Here is a 17942-nt window from a genome sequence, read left to right on the forward strand (position 1 = left end):
GTCAGCTCGGGCGGGAAGCGGGGTTTGCGATGATCGGTGCGGTCTACGACGCCGCTCTCCGGGGGCAACGCTGCTGGGTTCGCGGAGCTGACTATCAGACGCGGGAACTGCCGGTGCAGCGCTGGCTCGGCGAGTGTGACGACGACCCGTGTGACGCCGCGCTGGTCGCCCGCTGTGAGGGCGCCACGATCGACCTCGGCTGCGGGCCGGGGCGCGTGATCGCCTGGCTGACCCGCCACGGAATCCCGGCGCTGGGTGTCGACCAGTCGGCCGTCGCGGTGGAGCTCGCCAAGCGCCGCGGTGCGCGGGCCTTGCGCGGCGACGTCTTCGACGAACTCCCTCGCGAGGGATGGTGGCAGACCGTCGTGTTGGCCGACGACAGCATCGGCATGGGGGCCGACCCGCTGCGACTGTTCAACCGTTGCCGGGCACTGGTGCGCGACGGTGGCCACTGCGTGGTCGAGTTCGACCCGGCCGTCAGCGGCACGGTGACGACGATGCAGCGTCTGGAGTCCGACACCGAGATCGGCCCGTGGTTCCCCTGGGCATCGGTGGGGCTCGACGCGGTCGAGGAGTTCGGTCAGCGAGTGTCGTTGCGTCTCAAGGATGTCGAAGTCTTCGGCGATCGCGGGATCGCCGAGCTCGCCGCCATCTAGCCCTGGGCCTCCAGGGCCACCGGCTGCCACTGCTCCCACGTCGCGAGCCGCTTCTCGTAGTCCGCCTTGGCCAGCTGCAGCGGCAGCTCGCCGAAGAACACCCGCAGCGGCGGTTCGGGGGCGTCGACGACCTTGAGGATGGCCCGCGCGGAGGCCTTCGGATCACCCGGGGCCGAGCTGCGCGATGCGCGCCACTCGTTGGCCTTCGCGTGGATATCGGCGTAGTCGGGAAGCTCTTCTGCGTGCTTGGCCGACGGGCCGGCCCAGTCGGTGGAGAAGCCGCCCGGTTCGACCAGCGTGACGTGCACACCGAAGTCGGCGACCTCCTGGGCCAGCGCCTGGCTGAAGCCCTCGAGCGCCCACTTGGAGGCGTGATAGATGCCGACGTTGGGGAACGCGGTGATGCCGCCGATGGAGGACACCTGGATGATGTGGCCGCTGCGCTGCGCCCGCAGGTACGGCAGCGCAGCCTGGGTGACCCAGAGGGCACCGAACACGTTCGTCTCGATCTGGTCGCGGGCCTCGGACTCGGAGAGCTCCTCGATGAAGCCGAACTGCCCGTAGCCGGCGTTGTTGACGACGATGTCGAGCCGGCCGAAGTGCTCATGGGCCTGCGTGACGGCCGCGAAGTCGGCGTCGCGGTCGGTGACGTCGAGGCGGATCGGAAGGAGAGCGTCGCCGTGCTTGGTGACGAGATCGTCGAGGGTCGACACGTCACGGGCGGTCGCGGCGACCTTGTCGCCGCGCTCGAGGGCCGCGATCGTCCACTCACGTCCGAAGCCGCGGGAAGCACCGGTGATGAACCACACTTTTTCGCTCATGGCCGGTTCAATGCCGGAGCTGCTGGCATCCATTCCCGAAATCGGGCGGTGATACGTTCGCGATTGTGAACCGTGCGTCGCTCGAAAAGGATCCTCATGAGGTCGCGTCGATGTTCGACGGCGTGGCGCGGCGCTACGACCTGACCAACACGGTGCTCTCGGGCGGGCAGGACCGTTTCTGGCGGCGGGCGACGCGTGAGGCACTGGGGATCGGTCCGGGTGATCGTGTGCTGGACCTCGCCGCGGGCACGGCGGTGTCGACGGTCGAGCTGGCCGCCTCCGGTGCGTGGTGTGTGGCGGCGGACTTCTCGGTGGGCATGCTGTCGGCGGGTGCGGGCCGGCCCGTGCCGAAGGTCGCGGGCGACGCGACGAGGTTGCCGTTCGCCGACGGCGTGTTCGATGCGGTGACGATCAGCTTCGGGCTACGCAACGTGGTGGACCACGTCGCAGGGCTGCAGGAGATGGCGCGGGTGACGCGCTCCGGCGGCCGGCTGGTGGTGTGCGAGTTCTCGACGCCGACGAACGGCCTGTTCGCGACGACCTACAAGGAGTACCTGATGCGGGCTCTGCCGCGGATCGCCCGCACGGTGTCGTCGAACCCCGACGCGTACGTGTATCTCGCCGAGTCCATTCGCGCGTGGCCCGATCAGGCCGAGTTGGCACGCCGCATCCAGGCCGCCGGCTGGACGGATGTGGCGTGGCGGAACCTGACGGGCGGCATCGTGGCGCTGCACGCCGCCACCAAACCCTGATCGCGCCCTGTTCGGCGAGCGCGCGGGTCTGCACGCAGACACGCCGCCATTTCTGTACTTTCGCGCGCGCTCGCGGCCCGCGAACGTAGCGTCACGCTCATGCCGAACGGACGCCACGCAGATCCCGACGCCACCCTCGCCACCGACCCGCGGTCGGACCCCCGCATGGTCGCCGCGTTCGCGGCGTTCGGTCTCGACGGCCGGCTCCCGTCGTCTGGCCTGAGCGCGGATTCGCCACTCGAGGACCGGCTCGCCTACGCGACGATGAGCGAGCAGGGCATCGGTGCGTTCTTCGGCGCCCTCGCAGCGGACATCGCGCAACCCGCGGGCGTCGTCACTGCGACCACGACGATCACCGGCGTCGACGGCAACGACATCACCCTGTTCATCAGCCGCCCCACCGACGCGGACGGCCCTCTCCCGGCGATCCTGCACCTGCATGGCGGCGGCATGGCGATCGCCAGCGCTGCCGACATGCCGTACGTCCGACTGCGCGAACACCTCGCCGCCACCGGCCTGGTGGTCGTCGGCGTCGAGTTCCGCAATTCGGGCGGTGCGCTCGGCCCGCACCCGTTTCCCGCTGGCCTCAACGACTGCGCCGCGGCCGCCCGCTGGGTTCACGAGCAGCGCGCCGAACTCGGCGTCAGCCACATCGTCGTCAACGGCGAATCGGGCGGTGGCAACCTGACTTTGACGTTGGCGCACAAGGCGAAACGGGACGGGTGGATCGGCGAGATCGCCGGCTTCTATGCGCAGTGCCCGTTCATCTCCAACAGGTGGCAGCAGACCTGCGACGATCTGCCGTCGTTGGAGGAGAACGACGAATACTTCGTCAGCCGTGAGCAGTTGAGCATCCTCGGCTCGCTGTACGACCCGCAGAAGCGTCACTCCGACGACGCGACGTGCTGGGCCTACGTCGCCAGCAACGGTGAATTAGCGGGTCTGCCAACGCATGTCATCTCCGTCAACGAGCTCGACCCGCTGCGCGACGAGGGGCTGCAGTACTATCGCAGGCTGGTGCGGGCGGGGGTACCCGCGGTGGGTCGCGTGGTGGCGGGTACCTGTCACGGAGGCGATCTGTTGCTGGCGAGGGCGATGCCGGAGGTGTTCGCGGCGAGCATCCGCGACGTCAGCGGCTTCGCCCACTCCCTGTCCTGACGCCCCGTTCCGCGAGCGCGCGCGTCTGCACGCCGCCACGCCGCGACATGCGTACATCGAGCGCACGCTCATCACCGACGAGCGCGCGAAGCCGACCAGAGCCGCGCCGACTCCTCGCCAACCCGAGCGTCGTGAATCTGCTGAAAGTTTCGCCCGCCCCGCGCGAATGTCGCAAGAACTGCTGCGGGACAACGGCTCTCGTCAAAACCGCGCGTCCATCGACACGGCCGCACGTGCACGAGGTCCACCTCCGCTCCGTCGGCGTCGTAGAAGTACGGCCCGCACAGGCGCCCGAGCCGGTACAGGCCGTCCTCGTCGCGCGTCCACACGAACGCCCCGTCGGCCACCGCCGCGAACCGCTCGACCCGTCGCTGCGGCACGTCGACGGCCCCGAACCCGCACAGTCCCAACTGCAGGGCGCGGTCGACGGCGAGCCAGGGGTCGAGGTCGTCACGGCGCGAGCGCATCGGCGCCCGGTACACGGACGTCACGTTCGCGGCCGACGAGCGCGCGCTGCGGCACGCGACACGCCACGTAGGTACGTACAAACACGCGCGCTCGCCACAACAAGCCTCACGTGAACGGGCGGCGGGCGTCCACGCGCTCCGACAGCCGCCCCGCGCCCCGCCACAGCCGCGCCACCGTGTCCGCGTCGTCCTCGGTGACGAAGTTGCCCATCACCCGGACCGCGATCGTCATCAACGCCGCCGAGCGCATCGCGAGCGGACCCGTCGCCGGCAGGAACCGCGGGAACGTCAGCAGCAGCGCCAGGCGCCGCGCGATCGAGAACCCGCGCGCGTAGTGCTCGTCCAGCACCGCCGGCCACGCCCGCGAATAGTCGCCGCTGCCCAGCATCGAAGCAGCCAACCGGCCGGTCTCCAGGCCGTAGTCGATGCCCTCCCCGTTCAACGGGTTCACACACGCCGCGGCATCGCCGATCAACATCCAGTTCGGGCCGGCCACCCCGGATACCGCCCCGCCCATCGGCAACAGTGCCGAGCGCGCAGCCCGCACATCCCCGTCGAACCCCCATTCGTCACGGCGCAGAGCAGCGTAATGATTCAGTAATGGGCGCAGTGCGGACTCCGACGGTCGCTTCGACGTCGCCAGCGCGCCGACGCCGATGTTCACCTCGCCGGTGCCCAGCGGGAAGATCCACCCGTAGCCGGGTAGCACCTCCCCTTCGGGGGAGCGCAGTTCCAGGTGTGAGGTGATCCACTCCTCGGCGTGCCGCGGGGTGGCGATGTAGGCGCGGATCGCGGTGCCGTACACGGTCTCTCTGTGCCACTGCCGACCGAGGACTCGCCCCACACCCGAGCGGACCCCGTCGGCGACGATGAGGTCGCGACACCCCACGACTTCGCCGTTGTCCAGCACGACGGCGGTGACGCGACCGTCCGAAGCACGTTGCACGTCAACGGCTTTCACGCCGAGCTTCATCTTGGCTCCGTCGTCGACGGCGACCAGCCGGATGCGCTCGTCGAGTTCGAGGCGCGGCACCGCGCTGCTGATCGGCGGGAACGATCGGCCGGGCCAGCGGACTTCGACGTCGGCGCCGAAGCCCGACATCCGTAACCCGTGGTGGGTGACCCGCCCGGTCAGCCATCCGTCGAGCCCCAGCCGCCGCATCTCGGCGATGGCCCGCGGGGTCAGGCCGTCGCCGCACGCCTTGTCGCGGGGGAACGTCGCGGAGTCGAGCACGAGCACGTCGTGGCCGGCGCGGGCGGCCCACGCCGCGGCCGCCGAACCGGCCGGGCCGGCTCCGACGACGACCACATCAGCGCTCGTGTGCATGGCTCCCAGTATGTTGGCTGTGTGAGGACACCGGCGAACGTGGTGGCGGGAGTGGACTTCGGCGATGCCGAGTTCGCCCAGGATGTCCGTGACGGAGTGGCCCGGATCGAAGCGCTGATGTCGGAGGAACTCGGCCGCGCCGACGAGTTGATGGCCGAGGCGGTCACCCACCTGTTCCAGGCCGGCGGCAAGCGGTTCCGCCCGTTGTTCACGGTGTTGTCCGCCCAGCTGGGTCCGGAGCCCGACTCCTGGCAGGTCACCGTGGCCGGCGCGGTCATCGAGCTGGTGCACCTGGCCACGCTGTACCACGACGACGTGATGGACGAGGCGCAGGTGCGGCGCGGTGCGGCCAGCGCCAACGCTCGCTGGAGCAACAACATCGCGATCCTGGCCGGGGACTACCTGTTCGCGACGGCGTCCCGGCTGGTCAGCCGACTCGGTCCGGAGGCGGTGCGGATCATCGCCGACACCTTCGCGCTGCTGGTCACCGGCCAGATGCGGGAGACCCGCGGCGCCGCCGAGCACGTCGACGAGGTCGAGCACTACCTGAAGGTGGTCTACGAGAAGACGGCGTGCCTGATCGCCGCGTCGGGCCGCTTCGGGGCCACGTTCTCCGGCGCCGACGACGAGCAGATCGAGCGCCTGGCCCGCCTCGGCGGGATCGTCGGCACGGCGTTCCAGATCTCCGACGACATCATCGACATCGACAGCGATCCCGACGAGTCCGGCAAGGTGCCCGGGACCGACCTGCGGGAGGGCGTGCACACGTTGCCGGTGCTCTATGCGCTGCGCGAGACGGGTCCCGATGCCGACCGGCTGCGTACGCTGCTGGCCCGCCCCCTCGAGACCGACGACGACGTGGCTGAGGCATTGCGTCTGCTGCGCGCCTCGCAGGGCATCGTCAAGGCGAAGGAGACGGTTGCCGAGTACGCGCGCCGGGCCGAGACGGAGTTGGCCGCGCTTCCTGACGGCCCGGGTCGTCAGGCGCTGGCCACGCTCGTGGACTACACGATCAATCGGCACGGCTGAGCCCGCCCGGAACCTGTGCGGCCTACTCGGGCGTTGGAGGGACGTATGAGTTCGTCAGGGGTGATTTCTTCAGGGGTGATGAGGAGGACCGGTCGATGACGTGGCATCCGCACGCCAACAGGGCGAAGACGTTCCTGTTGTTGGTGGTGTTCTCGGGACTGATCGTGGCCGTGGGCGCGATGTTCGGCCGCAACATCATGTTCCTCGCGGTGCTGTTCGCGGTCGGCATGAACGCCTACGTCTACTTCAACAGCGACAAGATGGCGCTCCGCGCGATGCACGCGCAGCCGGTCACGGAGATGCAGGCGCCGGTGATGTACCGGATCGTTCGCGAACTGGCGACCACGGCGCGTCAGCCGATGCCGCGGCTCTACATCAGCGATACGGCCGCCCCGAACGCGTTTGCGACGGGCCGCAACCCGCGCAACGCCGCGGTGTGCTGCACGACGGGCATTCTCGGCATCCTCAACGAGCGGGAACTTCGCGCGGTGCTCGGGCACGAGCTGTCGCACGTCTACAACCGCGACATCCTGATCAGCTGCGTGGCGGGCGCGATGGCGTCGGTCATCACCGCGTTGGCCAACCTCGCCTTCTTCGCGAGCATGTTCGGCGGTAACCGCGAGGGCGGCACGAATCCTTTTGCGATTCTTCTGGTTTCGCTGCTGGGCCCGATTGCGGCGACGGTGATTCGGCTGGCGGTGTCGCGTTCACGCGAGTACCAGGCCGACCAGTCCGGAGCCGAGCTGACGGGCGATCCGCTGGCTCTGGCGAGCGCGCTGCGCAAGATCAGTGCGGGCGTCGAACGCGCCCCGCTGCCGCCGGAGCCGCAGCTGGCCGACCAGGCGCACCTGATGATCGCCAACCCGTTCCGGTCGGGCGAGAAGATCGGCAAGCTGTTCGCCACCCACCCTCCGATCGCCGATCGGATCGCGCGGCTGGAGGCGATGGCCGGCCGGGGGCCGGGCCAGTACTGACGGGCCCGTCAGACTTTGGGTCTGGCGATGCGCGGCCCATGGCGGGCCGCTTAAGGTGTGCGCGTGCTGACCCGCATCCTGATCGGCGTCGCGGCCGCGGCCGCGTTGGCCGCACCTGCCGCCGCCTCCGCTGACCCGTCACCGCTGAACGTCAATGCGCTGCCGCCGGTCAATCCGCAGCCTTTCGCCTCCTCGGACGGCGCCTGGTATTCGTTCGCAGCGCCCGGGGGAGTGACGTGCGTGATGGATCGTCAGACCGGCAGCTACGGGTGCAATGGTTCGTTGCCCGGGGCGCCCGGCGGAGCCAACGTGGTGACGGGCTGGGCGGGCGGGCCGCCCGGGTTCGCGCACGCCGACGGGCCGATGTACGGCGCGACGGCCAACCCGCAGCCGCTGCCGGTCAACACCCGGATGAGCTTCCGTACCGTCAGCTGTGGCACCGACGGCGTCATCACCTCGTGCACCAACACCGTCGATCAGTCGGGCTTCGTCATCAGTCCGACCGGCACCTACGCGTACTGATCGCTAACACTGCCCGCGCTGAAGGCGACATCTAGGCTGTGACGGTGTCGAGCAGAGCTTTCCTCGCAGCGGCGTGCCTTGCGGGTGCCGGTGTTCTCAACGCATCGGGTGTCGCCGCCGCGCAGCCACCCACCCCGCCGCCTCCTCCTCCGCCGGCCCCCAACGTGAACGCGTGGGCGCCGGCGAACCCGAAGGACTACGCGGTCCTGGACGGCTCGTCGTACGCATTCAGCTCCAACGGCCTGACGTGCGTGCTGCAGCGCTCGGGCGGCTACGGGTGCAACGGCGTCCTGCCGGGCGCTCCGGAAGGCGCCAATCTGATCAGCGGTGCTGCCGGCGGGGTGCCGGGCTTCTCGGTGGCCCCGGCCCCGATCTACGGCGGACCGGTCAAGGCGCTGCCGCCCAACTCGAGGCTGAGCTTCGGCGACGTCAGCTGCGGCGGTGACGGCACGCTGACGGCGTGCGTGGACAGCCGCAATCAGGCCGCATTCGTCGTCAGCCCGACGGCGTCCTGGGTCGTCAACGAGGTCAACCCGCTGCTGGCTCGCCCCGAAGGCACCAACCCCTACTTCAACTAGGAGCCTTCACCTAGAAGCCCGAGCCGTGTACCTCGTGGCCCGGCTTCTCCACCATCAACCCGTGATAGGCGTCCTCGACGGTCGATCCGTGGTTGACCACGCCGTCGACTTCCCGCGCGATCGGCATCGAGATGCCCAGCTCCTCCGCGAACGACATGATCACACTGGACGCCTTCACGCCCTCGGCCACCTGGTTCATCGACGCGATGATCTCGTCGATCGGCTTGCCCGAGCCCAGCTGTTCTCCGACGTGGCGGTTGCGGCTGCGCTGACTGGTGCACGTCACGATCAGATCGCCCATGCCGGCCAAACCCGCGAACGTGTCGCGGTGCCCGCCGAGTGCCTCGCCCATCTTCGACATCTCGCGCACCGCGCGCGCCATCACCATCGCGCGCGTGTTCTCGCCGATGCCGAGTGAGTACCCCATGCCGACGGCGATCGCGTAGACGTTCTTGAGCGCTCCGGCCATCTCCACACCGACCACGTCGTCGGTCGTGTAGGTGCGGAAACGCTTGGTGCGGAACAGGTTCGCCAATTGAGCTGCCAGGTGCTGGTCGGGCATCGCGAGCACCGCGGCGGCGGCGTAGCCTTCGGCGACCTCGCGGGCGATGTTGGGACCGGCCAGGATTCCGGCCGGATGTCCGGGCAGCACCTCGTCGACGACCTGGCTCATCCGGTAGTTCGTACCCTGCTCGAGACCTTTGACCAGTGACACCACCGGAACCCACGGGCGCAGCGACGCCGCCAATTCGGTGAGGACGCCCCGGAATCCGTGCGAGGGCACCCCCATGACGATCACGTCGGCGCATTCGGCGGCTTCGACGAAGTCGGTGGTCGCTTTCAGATCGTGGGCCAACTCGACCTCGTTGCCCAGGTACTTGGTGTTGCGGTGGTGCTCGTTGATGTCGTCGGCGGTCTCCTGCGAGCGCACCCACTGCAACGTCGGTCCGCGCCGGGCGCAGATCGAGGCCACGGTGGTGCCCCACGATCCGCCTCCCAGGACGACGACTTTGGGTTCGCGCTGTGCAGGTGCCATGGGAGATCACCCTAGGGGCGGCACCTGAGCGGCGAGGCGGGTTCCGAGCGATCGGTGCGTGGAGGGGTCCCGGCGCGTGGGCATAATGGTTGCGACGTTGCTGAGGGGGTCTTGTGTCGGTCACCGTGTCCACGGTCGAAGCAGCTGACCCGCAGGGCGTGACCGCAGCGGCAGAGCAGCTCGCCGGCCAGATCGCCGATCTCGACGCCGCCGTCGACGAACAGAAGCAGGCGCTGGTGCGTGTGCGTGCGGCCTGGAGGGCCGACGGTGGCGACGCTGCCGTGGCCACGGCCGAGGAGGGCCTCGCCCAGCAGGTGGAGCTGCGGACCCGGCTGGAGTCGGTCCGAGCCGCGCTGGCGACCGGTGGCGTGAACCTCGACGCGATCCGGGTCGGGTTGATGGAGCTCGTCTCGGCGCTGCGCGGCATGGGGTGGACGGTCACCGACGACGGGATCGCCGTCGCGCCGTTCTTCCCGCCGGTGCTCAAGCACTTCGAGCCGGGCTTCACCGCGGTCATCCAGCGGTTGCTCGCCCTGTTCGATCAGATCGACGGCACCGCCGCCGACGCGGTACGCGCCGCGGCCGAGCACTGATCCGTCGAACGTGGGCCTTGTGCACGCTTTACGGCGCTTTTGCGTGCACAACCCCCACGTTGGCGGTCAGCGGTAGTTGACGAACTGCAGCGCCACGTCGAGGTCGGCGCCGCGCAGCAGGGCCTGGACGGCCTGCAGGTCGTCGCGCTTCTTGGAGCTGACGCGAATCTCCTCGCCCTGGATCTGGGCCTTGACGCCCTTGGGGCCTTCGTCACGGATGAGCTTGGTGATCTTCTTGGCGTTCTCGCTGTCGATGCCCTGCTTGATGCTGCCGATGACCTTGTAGGTCTTGCCGGAGGGCTGCGGGTCGCCCGCCTCGAACGCCTTCATCGAGATGTCGCGCCGGATGAGCTTTTCCTTGAAGACGTCGACGGCAGCCTTGACGCGCTCCTCGGTGGAGGAGACGAGGATGATGCCTTCCTCGCCCTGCCACTCGATGGTGGTGTCGGTGCCCCGGAAGTCGAAGCGGGTGGAGAGCTCCTTGGCCGCCTGGTTGAGCGCGTTGTCGACCTCCTGGTGGTCGGCCTTGCTGACGATGTCGAACGATGAATCCGCCATGGACCCGTCCCTCCCTCGTGATCGATTGCTTGGCTCCATCTTGGCCGCACGCCTCGGCGCGGGCCACACCACCCTGGCGATTTGTCGTCGGGGTATGCCGTCGTTGTATCCTGCTGTGCGCGCTATACGCGAACCCGGCAGGTTGCCCGAGCGGCCAATGGGAGCGGACTGTAAATCCGTCGGCTAACGCCTACACAGGTTCGAATCCTGTACCTGCCACGCTGGTCAGGCCCCCTTTCGAGGGGGCCTGACGTGTTCGAACGACAGCGAGATTGTCACGGATTGTCACAAGCCGCGCGTAACTCGCGGGACAGAACGGGCCGGGGGTCGATATCCATGCCGCAGAGCCGGGTAAGAGCTCAACTGCTCGAACTGCTCGAGGAGCAGCTCGACTTCCTCCGCTCCTCAAACCAGCTTTACGACATGGGCCGGCTCAACGAAGCGAAGCGCATGGCCGTGTCCATCCGGGTACTTCTGCACCACACCGCCAACTCCGCCGCTTTGATCAACCAGCTCGGGATCGACCAGACCCTGACGTGGCTCGACACGGCGAACGCCATCAATCCCGCCAACGTGTTCTCCACCCCCGGACTGACCCTCTTCCAGTTCGGTGGTAACGGTCAGATCTACGTTCCTGCGCTGGGCTCACGTCCAGGCAAGGTCAGGGTTCCCTTCGTGGATTGGTGGACTACCCCCGTCATCAAAGACACTCAAGGGCGTCTCTTTACGCGCAAAAAGCTGGTCCTTGCGTTGGTCAACGAGGAAGGCGGCGCGCACGTCGACCCCGAAATCAGCAACGCATACGACGCCCTCGCCAACAGCAACTCGCTGGGGTGGATCATCGTCGATGAAGCGACCGGCACCGAAGCGCCAGCAAGCAATCCTGTGTTCCCGTCGGTACGGCAGATCTCCTACGAAGTCATCGAATCCGTTGAGCAGCAGCGCAACTTGATCTTCGGCCCTTAAGTCAGGTCCGGGAACTGAACGCGGAGAAGCTCTTGGACGCGCTGATCAAAGCTTCCGGCTGCGAGTGCACGTAAGTGGCCATCGTGAAGGCCTTCGATGCGTGGCCGAGCCACGCGGAGATCACCGCGATGGGCACGTTCTCGAGATGCATCAATGTGCCGCAGGTGTGGCGGGCGTCGTGGAGTCGGATGTGTCGGACGCCGGCGGCCTTGAGAGTGCGTGCCCACCTCGAGGTCAGCGCGTGTGGGCTGAGCGCCTCGCCGGCTTCGTTCACCACGATGTACCCGCTGGCTCGATAGGCCTCGCCCAGGGCCAGGCGGTCGGAGGCCTGAATGCGGCGCGCGGTGCGCAGCCCGGCGACGAGGTGGTCAGGAATCGGGAGCTCGCGGCGGCTGGCCGCCGACTTCGGGGTGTCCTCGACGAGGTTCTTCCCGAACCGCAGACGGGTGTGCTCGACTCGGAGCAGCCGGGCGTCGAGGTCGACATCGGACCAACGCAGGCCGGCGACCTCGCCGCGGCGCAGCCCGGACAGTGCGAGCTGCCAGGCGATCGCGTATCGGTCGCCGTCGATGTGGTCGAGCACCTGCTGCAGCTCCGCCGCGGTGAGCGTGTTCGGTGGCTTCGGCGCCGAGGGGATGCGATCCACGAGTTCCGCTACATTACGCACGGCGTGGCCTTGGCGGACCTGATCCTTCAGCACCGCGGTCAACAGGCCGAGAAGGTAGTTCACCGACCGGGGCGACCACGGTTTCATCGTGGCGCCGGCCGCGGTGGTGCCGCCGCCGGTGCGCAGCGCGACCACGAGGTCGTCGATGTGCCGCTTCGTCAGCCTCTGAACCTCGACGTCGCCAAGCACCGCGGTTGCCGCGGCCAGTTTCGTCCGATGGCCATGCAGCGTCGACGGTTTCAGTCGGTGCTTCGACCTCAGCCAGTCTTCGCACGCCTGCGCCACCGTGGTCTTGCTTGGGTGGACGTACATGCCGCGGGCGACGTCGCCGCGGATCTCGTCGAGCGCCGCGCGCGCCTCTCGCTCCGTCCGATAACGCTTCCTCAGCTGCTTGCGCTTCCCGTCGACGACACCGACGTCGACGGTGAGTTGGTATCGCACGACCGGGCGGCCACCGGCGCGCGCGGCGAGCTCAACCCGCTTGATCTGCGGCGGCAGCTGACGGCGCTCAGGCATGTTCCGATGATGACGTACCGGACTTCGGACGGAGGCGGTTCGCCCTCGGCGGCCGCGCAGCTGGACCACCGAGAGCTAAGGCGCCAGCACAGTCCGGACTGTGTCGCACCCTCAAGCAAACGCTTACCCACGTGCTCATCGCTCACACCTCCGAGCCCGAAGACGTTGCAGCCGTGCGACGGTGACGGACGCGTAAGCTAAAGCTCGTTCAGTAGCCAGCAATGTGTTCAACACTTGGTAGTACCGCGTCGGCGTCAGCCCCATCGCGCGGATGGCGTCCTCCTTGCCCGCCGCGGTATTCCACCACTGTTGCTCGAGGTCGAGGATGTCGCGCTCGCGATCGGTCAGGGTATCCATAGCCATTGGTCCTCCAGGCGGTGCTCGAGTTCGGCGACCTCGATCGGGTCGAGGTCATTCATGCGGGCGGCCAGCATCGGCGGGTCGACCCAACAGTGATCGGCGATGTCCGCGGCGAGTCGGGTCGAGCAGGCGCGCAAAGCGTCAACGAGATCGGGCAGCTCGATCAATCGACGTGCCGCAGTGCGCTCGACGAGCGTTTCTTCTCGGGCTCGCAGCGCGGCGTCGGCTGGAAACACTCGGCGTTCGTCGTGCACCAGCTCGTGAGCAACGGTGCAGCGTCGCTCCACCTGCAGCTGGTGGCGATCGATGTAGATCACGTCACCGCGGATAGTGCCGCGCCGGCCAGTTGGTAGATCGACGAACTCCACGGTGAGGTAGGTGCGTCGACTGAGATCCCCCCACGGGTCGTACTTCCCCATGGGTTCGGACGGTAGGGGACGGGTCTGACAATGACAGCAAACGCCCAGGAGTTTCCTAGATTCAGGGGGAGTCGGGGTGTTCCTCAACCTCGTCTTGCTTGCGACGGCGACGGGCACCCTCAGACTCGGGGGTGGCCTCGCGCGCGGCGGCCGGTAATGACACTCCATGGATGGGGTCGACCCCGTCGACAGGCTCGGCGCTCAGTCTACGAACTTCGCCCGACGCCGCGTCGTGCTCTGGGGAATTGCCGCTGGGCACGAGGTCTGCCATCGCCTCCGTCACACCCTCGACATCGGATACCTCGCCGCGGCGGAGGAGTTCGATGAACCGGTCGTTGAACGCACCCCAGTGCACATCGTGTTCGCGCGCCCACGCGGCCGCGTCGAACAGCACGTCACCGACGCCGAGGCGGTGTGCCTCGACCATTATCACCTCCTGCTGATCCCACAGAGCTTCCGTAGTCCGGTTTGCTGGGTCGTCGGCAGCGTCTGTCTCAGCGACCATGGATCGGATCAGCTCGTCGACAGCACGCCGCTGACGGGCGGTCATGCGGTCGGCTTCCGCTGGGGGAGTCCAAGGCTCCCCCTCGCCGATGCGAACCTTGGCCGCCTGGCGCAGCTTCTGCAGCGGAATGCCGGTGACGGTGGCCAGGGAGCGGAGCGTCTTTTCAGTCGGCCGGCCATGGGTGCCGGCCCAGTAGGCGGCGATGGTCCCGTATCGAAGATCGACGCCGGCGTCGTCGGCCTTTTCAGACGCGCGCCGCGCGGAGATGCCACTTGCGTTGAGGAGGTCGCTTAGTGCGGTCACGGGTTACAACTGTTCCTTGCTTGCCGCTTGTTCGAATAATCGGAGTGTAACTCTCGGAGTTACAAATTTGCGTCTTGTGATTCGCAGACCTGCAGGGCAACAGCAATTACACCCCTTGCGTGATGTAACTAGTTCCAGTTACATTCGCTTGGTGCTTGACCAAGCGACAATCAAGGAGTTACTTTGAGATCACACATTCGTTCGAACGACCCCGGGAGGCTCTGGGTGCGGCTCATCAGCAAGCAGGCGTTTCGCCAATACATGGACTATCGCGACATGACGAACGAGAAGCTGGCCGCCGAATCTAAGACGTCCGTCGCCACGATCGCTTTCCTGCGATCCACCGGGAAGAGCGCCCGAGACACCGTGAGCCCGGCCGCCGCTCGCCGAATCGAAAAGGCGCTCAACGCACCTCCCGGGTCTCTTTTTTCGGCCCAGGTGCTTGTCGCTTCGGGAATCGATAAGCAAAGGAAAACGGCATGACCCCGCAGCTGTTGACCGTGTCTGAGACCGCGGTGGCGATGGGTGTCTCGAAACCGACTGTGTACCGCTTGTTTGCTGCGGGTCAGCTCAAGTGGGTGCAGGTGGGTTCCCATCGGCGCGTAACGCCGGGTGCGATCGAAGAGTTCATCGCCGCGCACACAGAGCAGGCCAGCGCATGACCGCCGCGATGCTGGCCGTGCTGCCGGTGGCGGGTGTGCTGTTCGGTGCGCGCGGGTTTCGTCGCCGCTGGAAAGCGGCCTCCGCGCGCGTCGACGCCGAAATCGCGTTCCTCCGCACCATCCCCGGCGGTGACCAATGACCGCCCCGGTCACGCACGACGGGGATGAACGGATGGGCCTTCGACGCGGAATCGAGTCGCTCGAGGGACTCATCGGACATGTCACCTTCGCCGACGCATTCCGGTGCAGCCAGTGCACTTCCGACGAAGGCAGCCGCAAGCACCGCGGCACCCACGCCATGGCGAAAAGCCGGAGCCGGCGAGATGAGCGGACCGCTCAAATGGCGGGTCGGCTAGCCGCCAAGGTTGGCGACGATGCGCTCTATCCGCTGTTGGCGTTCTGCGAGATCGGATATAGCGCTGGCCAGCTGACCCAGGCCATCGGCAAGCTGCTTGTGGAATTCGCTCGGTCCCGCCGCGCGATACGCCGCCCCGAAGGTGGCGTAGGCGGTATCGGCGTGGTGAACGGCGTCAGCCATCACGATCTCCTTACGTCTGCACGGGCTGTCACCCGTTATGTAGCCGGCGCGATCCTTACCGCGTCTCGGTGGTTGCAGCGTAGGGCGGGGTTCCGACGCGCCGCGGTTCCGCGGCCGTCTGACTCCACTTCGTTCCGACTACTCGATGATTTCGAACGCGGCGTAAGCGCCCGGGTCGATTACAGCCCAGCCCGTGCTCAAAGGCAGGCTCACCGAGTCGCCCGGACGGCACTGGAGCAGCTGACCGCCAACCTCCGAGGGGTCAAGGCTGTCGTCGAGGGTCCATTCGATCGCCTCGGTCGAGCCCTTCGGGAAAGCCTTCAGTACGGCCACGGTGATCTCCTCGCGTTGCACGGGCCTATGCCCCGTCGTGTGACCGGCGCGGTCCTCGCGGCGCGCCTGCAGTTGCAGCGTAGGGCGTGGAACCGGCCTTGCGGCGGTGCGCGATGACCGTGTCTCGTCGCCCGCTGCACTGTGCGCCCGCCGCCCCGTACCCGCCGTGCGGGCTGATCCATCACCGTCCCGGATCCAAGGTCCAGTGGCAGCGGTGGCGTGACGGCCGATTCGACACCGTCACCGGGACTGTCCGCTCCCACCGTGATCGGGTCATCACGATCGCCGCTGAACCCGACGGCCGCCCCCTCACCACCTCTTGCGGGCACGTCACCCCGGCGGAGGTGTCCACATCATGAGCTCAGTTGCCTTCCAGCTTCGCGATGCGTCGGACAAGGTGCTGGTTCTGCGCCTCGAGGGCCTTCACCGCGGCGGCGAGCATGCCCAACTGACCGACGGCCACGTATCCGTACGGAGCCTTCCCGGCATGGCTGGCGGTGACGTGTTCGAAACCGTTGATGACCATCTTGTAGATCGGGAATTCGTCGAGCGGTCCAGCGTCGATGAGCGGTGGCTCGTCAGGGCGCACGCGGACGAACGATTCAAGGTCAGCCAGCCCGGAGATGAGCACGTCGTCTGTCGTCCACTCTCCACTGTCGATTCGTCTTTTTGCTTCGGCGCTGATCTCCAAGTAGTCCGGGACGTTCAGTTCGTGCGGCATGGTGTTTCCCCCTCGTTGGTTGGTGTCATCACCACGGTAGGAGACTTCGCGACGCTGTCGGCCGAATTGGCGGTGGCTTGATGTTCGAGAGGTTCACTGGCCGCGCGAAGCATGTGATCACCGCCGCGCAGGACGTCGCCCGTAGCCGCCACCACCCGCGCGTGGAGAACGCGCACCTGCTCATCGCGCTCGCCGCGTGCGATGGTGTCGCCGGCCAGGTCCTCGCGGATCTCGGTGTCACCCCCGACCAGGTTGTCGTCGAGGCGTCCGCGGTCGCGCAGGAACTTCATCACATCCCGATGTCCGGGCCTGTCAAGGATGCGCTGCACCGTGCCTGCGCGCTGGCGACGAACCTCGAGCACGACTCGGTGGGTACCGAGCACCTGCTGCTGGGGTTGTTCGCCTATGACGACGACCCGGCGATCGCCGGGTTGTTGCGCGACGTCACACCGAAAACTGTTCGCGCTGAGACACTTCGACACCTCGCCGCGCTCGCGCCGGCGCCAGACCCCGCGGTGGACCCCCCGGCCGCGGACCCCTCGGAGACTCCCCGCTCCGAGGACGGGACCGGAACCCCTTCTTCCCCCCCTGGGGGTTCCGGTCCCACCAACCTCGCCGTTCTGCGCGGCGCCGTGTGCTCGGCGCGTGTCGCGGTCCTCGACGCCCAGGCGGTATTGATCGCGGCCGAGCGGGCACTGATTGAAGCCGAAGGTCACGATCTGGCTCAGGCATCCATGCGGGCCGGCGCCGACGCCACCACCGCGTTCGGCGCGGCGTTCGCAGCATTCACACGCGACCCGTCCGGTCTGCACTCCACCCCATAGAAGCGGCCCGCCCAGCGGTGCAACGCGGGGCGGGCCATCGACAACGACAGGAGCCGAAACGCCGTGTCAATTAGCAGCATAGAGCGCCACGAAGACCGATGGTCTGGGATACCGACGTTCCCCACCCCACCGGGAATGTTCATGCCCGCCGTCGACGGCGACATCGCGCAGCTCGACGAGCTCGCCGACCGCATCTTCGACACCCTCGCCGCCGGCGTCCCGTTGCGCACCCCCCGCGCCGCGGTCCTCGACCGAGCATGGCTGTCGATCGCCGCGCTCCGCTCCGTCGCCGCGACCCTCACCTGGCCGGCGGATGACGCCGCCACCCAGCTCGCACAGTGGAAGGCAGCAGCGTGACGTACGCAGTTATCACCACATTCATGGCCGTCGTGCTCGGCGTCCCCACCGCCCCCGGCCTGCACAGCAGCCGCCGCGCACCCGGCCCCGGCGTCACCCCGCCGGGTCGCCTCATCGACGGCGGACGCGTCATGGACCCCGACCGGCTCCGACGGGCGGTCGACTAATGGCCCTCACCGCGAAGCAACTCGCCTGGGACGCATACAAAGCCGCGCAACGCGACGAACGCCGCCGGCCGAGCGTCAAAGATCCGCGGCTCAGCGTTCCGCAGACAGGCAGCTTCTACCGCGACCCCCGCCG

General features: G+C 67.8%; 28 protein-coding genes and 1 tRNA gene. 17 read left to right on the forward strand and 12 right to left on the reverse strand.

All coding sequences use genetic code 11. The features are described from left to right. Positions 1 to 29 precede the first annotated feature (29 nt). On the forward strand, positions 30 to 656 hold the full coding sequence (locus ACZYYX_RS07565; RefSeq protein ID WP_463814842.1) for a methyltransferase domain-containing protein: 627 nt from the start codon (positions 30 to 32) through the stop codon (positions 654 to 656). On the opposite strand, the gene ACZYYX_RS07570 is transcribed toward ACZYYX_RS07565, so the two are convergent. Continuing rightward, positions 653 to 1477: an SDR family oxidoreductase gene (locus ACZYYX_RS07570; protein WP_463813804.1), complete on the reverse strand. Its 825-nt coding sequence runs from the start codon at positions 1475 to 1477 to the stop codon at positions 653 to 655. The two genes, ACZYYX_RS07565 and ACZYYX_RS07570, sit on opposite strands and share 4 nt — an antisense overlap. Positions 1478 to 1542: 65 nt before the next feature. Between ACZYYX_RS07570 and ACZYYX_RS07575 the strand changes: the two genes are divergently transcribed. Both ACZYYX_RS07575 and ACZYYX_RS07580 read left to right on the forward strand, forming a co-directional pair. Then, positions 1543 to 2229, forward strand: a complete 687-nt coding sequence (locus tag ACZYYX_RS07575; protein ID WP_463813805.1) for a demethylmenaquinone methyltransferase — start codon at positions 1543 to 1545, stop codon at positions 2227 to 2229. A gap of 99 nt (positions 2230 to 2328) precedes the next feature. Next, on the forward strand, positions 2329 to 3387 hold the full coding sequence (locus ACZYYX_RS07580) for an alpha/beta hydrolase fold domain-containing protein (protein ID WP_463813806.1): 1059 nt from the start codon (positions 2329 to 2331) through the stop codon (positions 3385 to 3387). 71 nt (positions 3388 to 3458) lie between these two features. Here ACZYYX_RS07580 and ACZYYX_RS07585 read toward each other — a convergent pair whose 3' ends face one another. Then, on the reverse strand, positions 3459 to 3878 hold the full coding sequence (locus ACZYYX_RS07585) for a GAF domain-containing protein (RefSeq protein WP_463813807.1): 420 nt from the start codon (positions 3876 to 3878) through the stop codon (positions 3459 to 3461). A gap of 82 nt (positions 3879 to 3960) precedes the next feature. Beyond that, the gene (gene menJ, locus ACZYYX_RS07590) at positions 3961 to 5181 is read right to left on the reverse strand and encodes a menaquinone reductase (RefSeq protein WP_463813808.1); all 1221 of its coding nucleotides are present in this window, start codon (positions 5179 to 5181) and stop codon (positions 3961 to 3963) included. A 21-nt stretch (positions 5182 to 5202) separates the two neighbouring features. On the opposite strand from menJ, the gene grcC1 reads away from it, so the two are divergent. From grcC1 to ACZYYX_RS07610, 4 genes are all read left to right on the forward strand, one after another. Further along, positions 5203 to 6210: a nonaprenyl/(2E,6E)-farnesyl/geranylgeranyl diphosphat synthase gene (gene grcC1, locus ACZYYX_RS07595; RefSeq protein ID WP_463813809.1), complete on the forward strand. Its 1008-nt coding sequence runs from the start codon at positions 5203 to 5205 to the stop codon at positions 6208 to 6210. Positions 6211 to 6305: 95 nt separating this feature from the next. After that, entirely contained in the window at positions 6306 to 7184 is an 879-nt protein-coding gene (gene htpX / locus ACZYYX_RS07600; RefSeq protein ID WP_463813810.1) for a zinc metalloprotease HtpX, read from the forward strand. 63 nt (positions 7185 to 7247) lie between these two features. Then, positions 7248 to 7706, forward strand: coding sequence for a hypothetical protein (locus ACZYYX_RS07605; RefSeq protein WP_463813811.1), 459 nt, complete (start codon positions 7248 to 7250; stop codon positions 7704 to 7706). A 44-nt stretch (positions 7707 to 7750) separates the two neighbouring features. Next, entirely contained in the window at positions 7751 to 8284 is a 534-nt protein-coding gene (locus ACZYYX_RS07610) for a hypothetical protein (RefSeq protein WP_463813812.1), read from the forward strand. A 10-nt stretch (positions 8285 to 8294) separates the two neighbouring features. On the opposite strand, the gene ACZYYX_RS07615 is transcribed toward ACZYYX_RS07610, so the two are convergent. Beyond that, positions 8295 to 9320: an NAD(P)H-dependent glycerol-3-phosphate dehydrogenase gene (locus ACZYYX_RS07615; protein WP_463813813.1), complete on the reverse strand. Its 1026-nt coding sequence runs from the start codon at positions 9318 to 9320 to the stop codon at positions 8295 to 8297. Between the two features lie 113 nt (positions 9321 to 9433). On the opposite strand from ACZYYX_RS07615, the gene ACZYYX_RS07620 reads away from it, so the two are divergent. Continuing rightward, the gene (locus tag ACZYYX_RS07620; RefSeq protein ID WP_463813814.1) at positions 9434 to 9913 is read left to right on the forward strand and encodes a WXG100 family type VII secretion target; all 480 of its coding nucleotides are present in this window, start codon (positions 9434 to 9436) and stop codon (positions 9911 to 9913) included. Between the two features lie 66 nt (positions 9914 to 9979). Here ACZYYX_RS07620 and ACZYYX_RS07625 read toward each other — a convergent pair whose 3' ends face one another. Then, positions 9980 to 10471: a YajQ family cyclic di-GMP-binding protein gene (locus tag ACZYYX_RS07625; protein ID WP_463813815.1), complete on the reverse strand. Its 492-nt coding sequence runs from the start codon at positions 10469 to 10471 to the stop codon at positions 9980 to 9982. Between the two features lie 136 nt (positions 10472 to 10607). On the opposite strand from ACZYYX_RS07625, the gene ACZYYX_RS07630 reads away from it, so the two are divergent. Further along, positions 10608 to 10690 (forward strand) — tRNA-Tyr (locus ACZYYX_RS07630). A 117-nt stretch (positions 10691 to 10807) separates the two neighbouring features. Next, a complete protein-coding gene (locus ACZYYX_RS07635; RefSeq protein ID WP_463813816.1) occupies positions 10808 to 11437 on the forward strand; it encodes a hypothetical protein in 630 nt (209 codons plus the stop codon). A gap of 1 nt (position 11438) precedes the next feature. Here ACZYYX_RS07635 and ACZYYX_RS07640 read toward each other — a convergent pair whose 3' ends face one another. From ACZYYX_RS07640 to ACZYYX_RS07655, 4 genes are all read right to left on the reverse strand, one after another. Further along, positions 11439 to 12620 (reverse strand): tyrosine-type recombinase/integrase, encoded by a 1182-nt coding sequence (locus ACZYYX_RS07640; protein WP_463813817.1) that lies wholly within the window; start codon positions 12618 to 12620, stop codon positions 11439 to 11441. Positions 12621 to 12755: 135 nt separating this feature from the next. After that, positions 12756 to 12977 (reverse strand): DUF3263 domain-containing protein, encoded by a 222-nt coding sequence (locus ACZYYX_RS07645; protein WP_463813818.1) that lies wholly within the window; start codon positions 12975 to 12977, stop codon positions 12756 to 12758. Then, positions 12965 to 13399 carry an ImmA/IrrE family metallo-endopeptidase gene (locus tag ACZYYX_RS07650; RefSeq protein ID WP_463813819.1) on the reverse strand — a complete coding sequence of 145 codons (435 nt, stop codon included), beginning with the start codon at positions 13397 to 13399 and terminating at the stop codon, positions 12965 to 12967. The genes ACZYYX_RS07645 and ACZYYX_RS07650 overlap by 13 nt, the downstream gene beginning before the upstream one ends. Before the next feature lie 61 nt (positions 13400 to 13460). Beyond that, complete coding sequence (locus ACZYYX_RS07655; protein ID WP_463813820.1) at positions 13461 to 14207, reverse strand: hypothetical protein; 747 nt, start codon at positions 14205 to 14207, stop codon at positions 13461 to 13463. A gap of 225 nt (positions 14208 to 14432) precedes the next feature. Here ACZYYX_RS07655 and ACZYYX_RS07660 point away from each other — a divergent pair, with 225 nt between their 5' ends. The 3 genes from ACZYYX_RS07660 to ACZYYX_RS07670 are packed head-to-tail and all read left to right on the forward strand — an operon-like array spanning position 14433 to position 15009. Then, positions 14433 to 14690 (forward strand): hypothetical protein, encoded by a 258-nt coding sequence (locus tag ACZYYX_RS07660; protein WP_463813821.1) that lies wholly within the window; start codon positions 14433 to 14435, stop codon positions 14688 to 14690. Continuing rightward, positions 14687 to 14869 (forward strand): helix-turn-helix domain-containing protein, encoded by a 183-nt coding sequence (locus ACZYYX_RS07665; protein WP_463813822.1) that lies wholly within the window; start codon positions 14687 to 14689, stop codon positions 14867 to 14869. Before ACZYYX_RS07660 ends, ACZYYX_RS07665 begins: the two co-directional genes overlap by 4 nt. After that, positions 14866 to 15009 carry a hypothetical protein gene (locus ACZYYX_RS07670; RefSeq protein ID WP_463813823.1) on the forward strand — a complete coding sequence of 48 codons (144 nt, stop codon included), beginning with the start codon at positions 14866 to 14868 and terminating at the stop codon, positions 15007 to 15009. The genes ACZYYX_RS07665 and ACZYYX_RS07670 overlap by 4 nt, the downstream gene beginning before the upstream one ends. 212 nt (positions 15010 to 15221) lie before the next feature. Here ACZYYX_RS07670 and ACZYYX_RS07675 read toward each other — a convergent pair whose 3' ends face one another. Both ACZYYX_RS07675 and ACZYYX_RS07680 read right to left on the reverse strand, forming a co-directional pair. Beyond that, entirely contained in the window at positions 15222 to 15407 is a 186-nt protein-coding gene (locus tag ACZYYX_RS07675) for a hypothetical protein (protein ID WP_463813824.1), read from the reverse strand. A gap of 138 nt (positions 15408 to 15545) precedes the next feature. Continuing rightward, a complete protein-coding gene (locus ACZYYX_RS07680; RefSeq protein WP_463813825.1) occupies positions 15546 to 15740 on the reverse strand; it encodes a hypothetical protein in 195 nt (64 codons plus the stop codon). A 113-nt stretch (positions 15741 to 15853) separates the two neighbouring features. Between ACZYYX_RS07680 and ACZYYX_RS07685 the strand changes: the two genes are divergently transcribed. Then, positions 15854 to 16099, forward strand: a complete 246-nt coding sequence (locus tag ACZYYX_RS07685) for a hypothetical protein (RefSeq protein ID WP_463813826.1) — start codon at positions 15854 to 15856, stop codon at positions 16097 to 16099. A gap of 2 nt (positions 16100 to 16101) precedes the next feature. On the opposite strand, the gene ACZYYX_RS07690 is transcribed toward ACZYYX_RS07685, so the two are convergent. Next, positions 16102 to 16461, reverse strand: a complete 360-nt coding sequence (locus ACZYYX_RS07690; RefSeq protein ID WP_463813827.1) for a hypothetical protein — start codon at positions 16459 to 16461, stop codon at positions 16102 to 16104. Positions 16462 to 16541: 80 nt separating this feature from the next. Between ACZYYX_RS07690 and ACZYYX_RS07695 the strand changes: the two genes are divergently transcribed. The 3 genes from ACZYYX_RS07695 to ACZYYX_RS07705 all read left to right on the forward strand — a co-directional run bounded on the left by ACZYYX_RS07695 (position 16542) and on the right by ACZYYX_RS07705 (position 17809). Further along, entirely contained in the window at positions 16542 to 17285 is a 744-nt protein-coding gene (locus ACZYYX_RS07695) for a Clp protease N-terminal domain-containing protein (protein ID WP_463813828.1), read from the forward strand. A 141-nt stretch (positions 17286 to 17426) separates the two neighbouring features. Further along, positions 17427 to 17642 (forward strand): hypothetical protein, encoded by a 216-nt coding sequence (locus ACZYYX_RS07700; protein ID WP_463813829.1) that lies wholly within the window; start codon positions 17427 to 17429, stop codon positions 17640 to 17642. Next, complete coding sequence (locus ACZYYX_RS07705; RefSeq protein ID WP_463813830.1) at positions 17639 to 17809, forward strand: hypothetical protein; 171 nt, start codon at positions 17639 to 17641, stop codon at positions 17807 to 17809. The genes ACZYYX_RS07700 and ACZYYX_RS07705 overlap by 4 nt, the downstream gene beginning before the upstream one ends. Positions 17810 to 17942: the final 133 nt, after the last annotated feature.

It is taken from the genome of Mycobacterium sp. IDUB_1 (assembly GCF_055419625.1).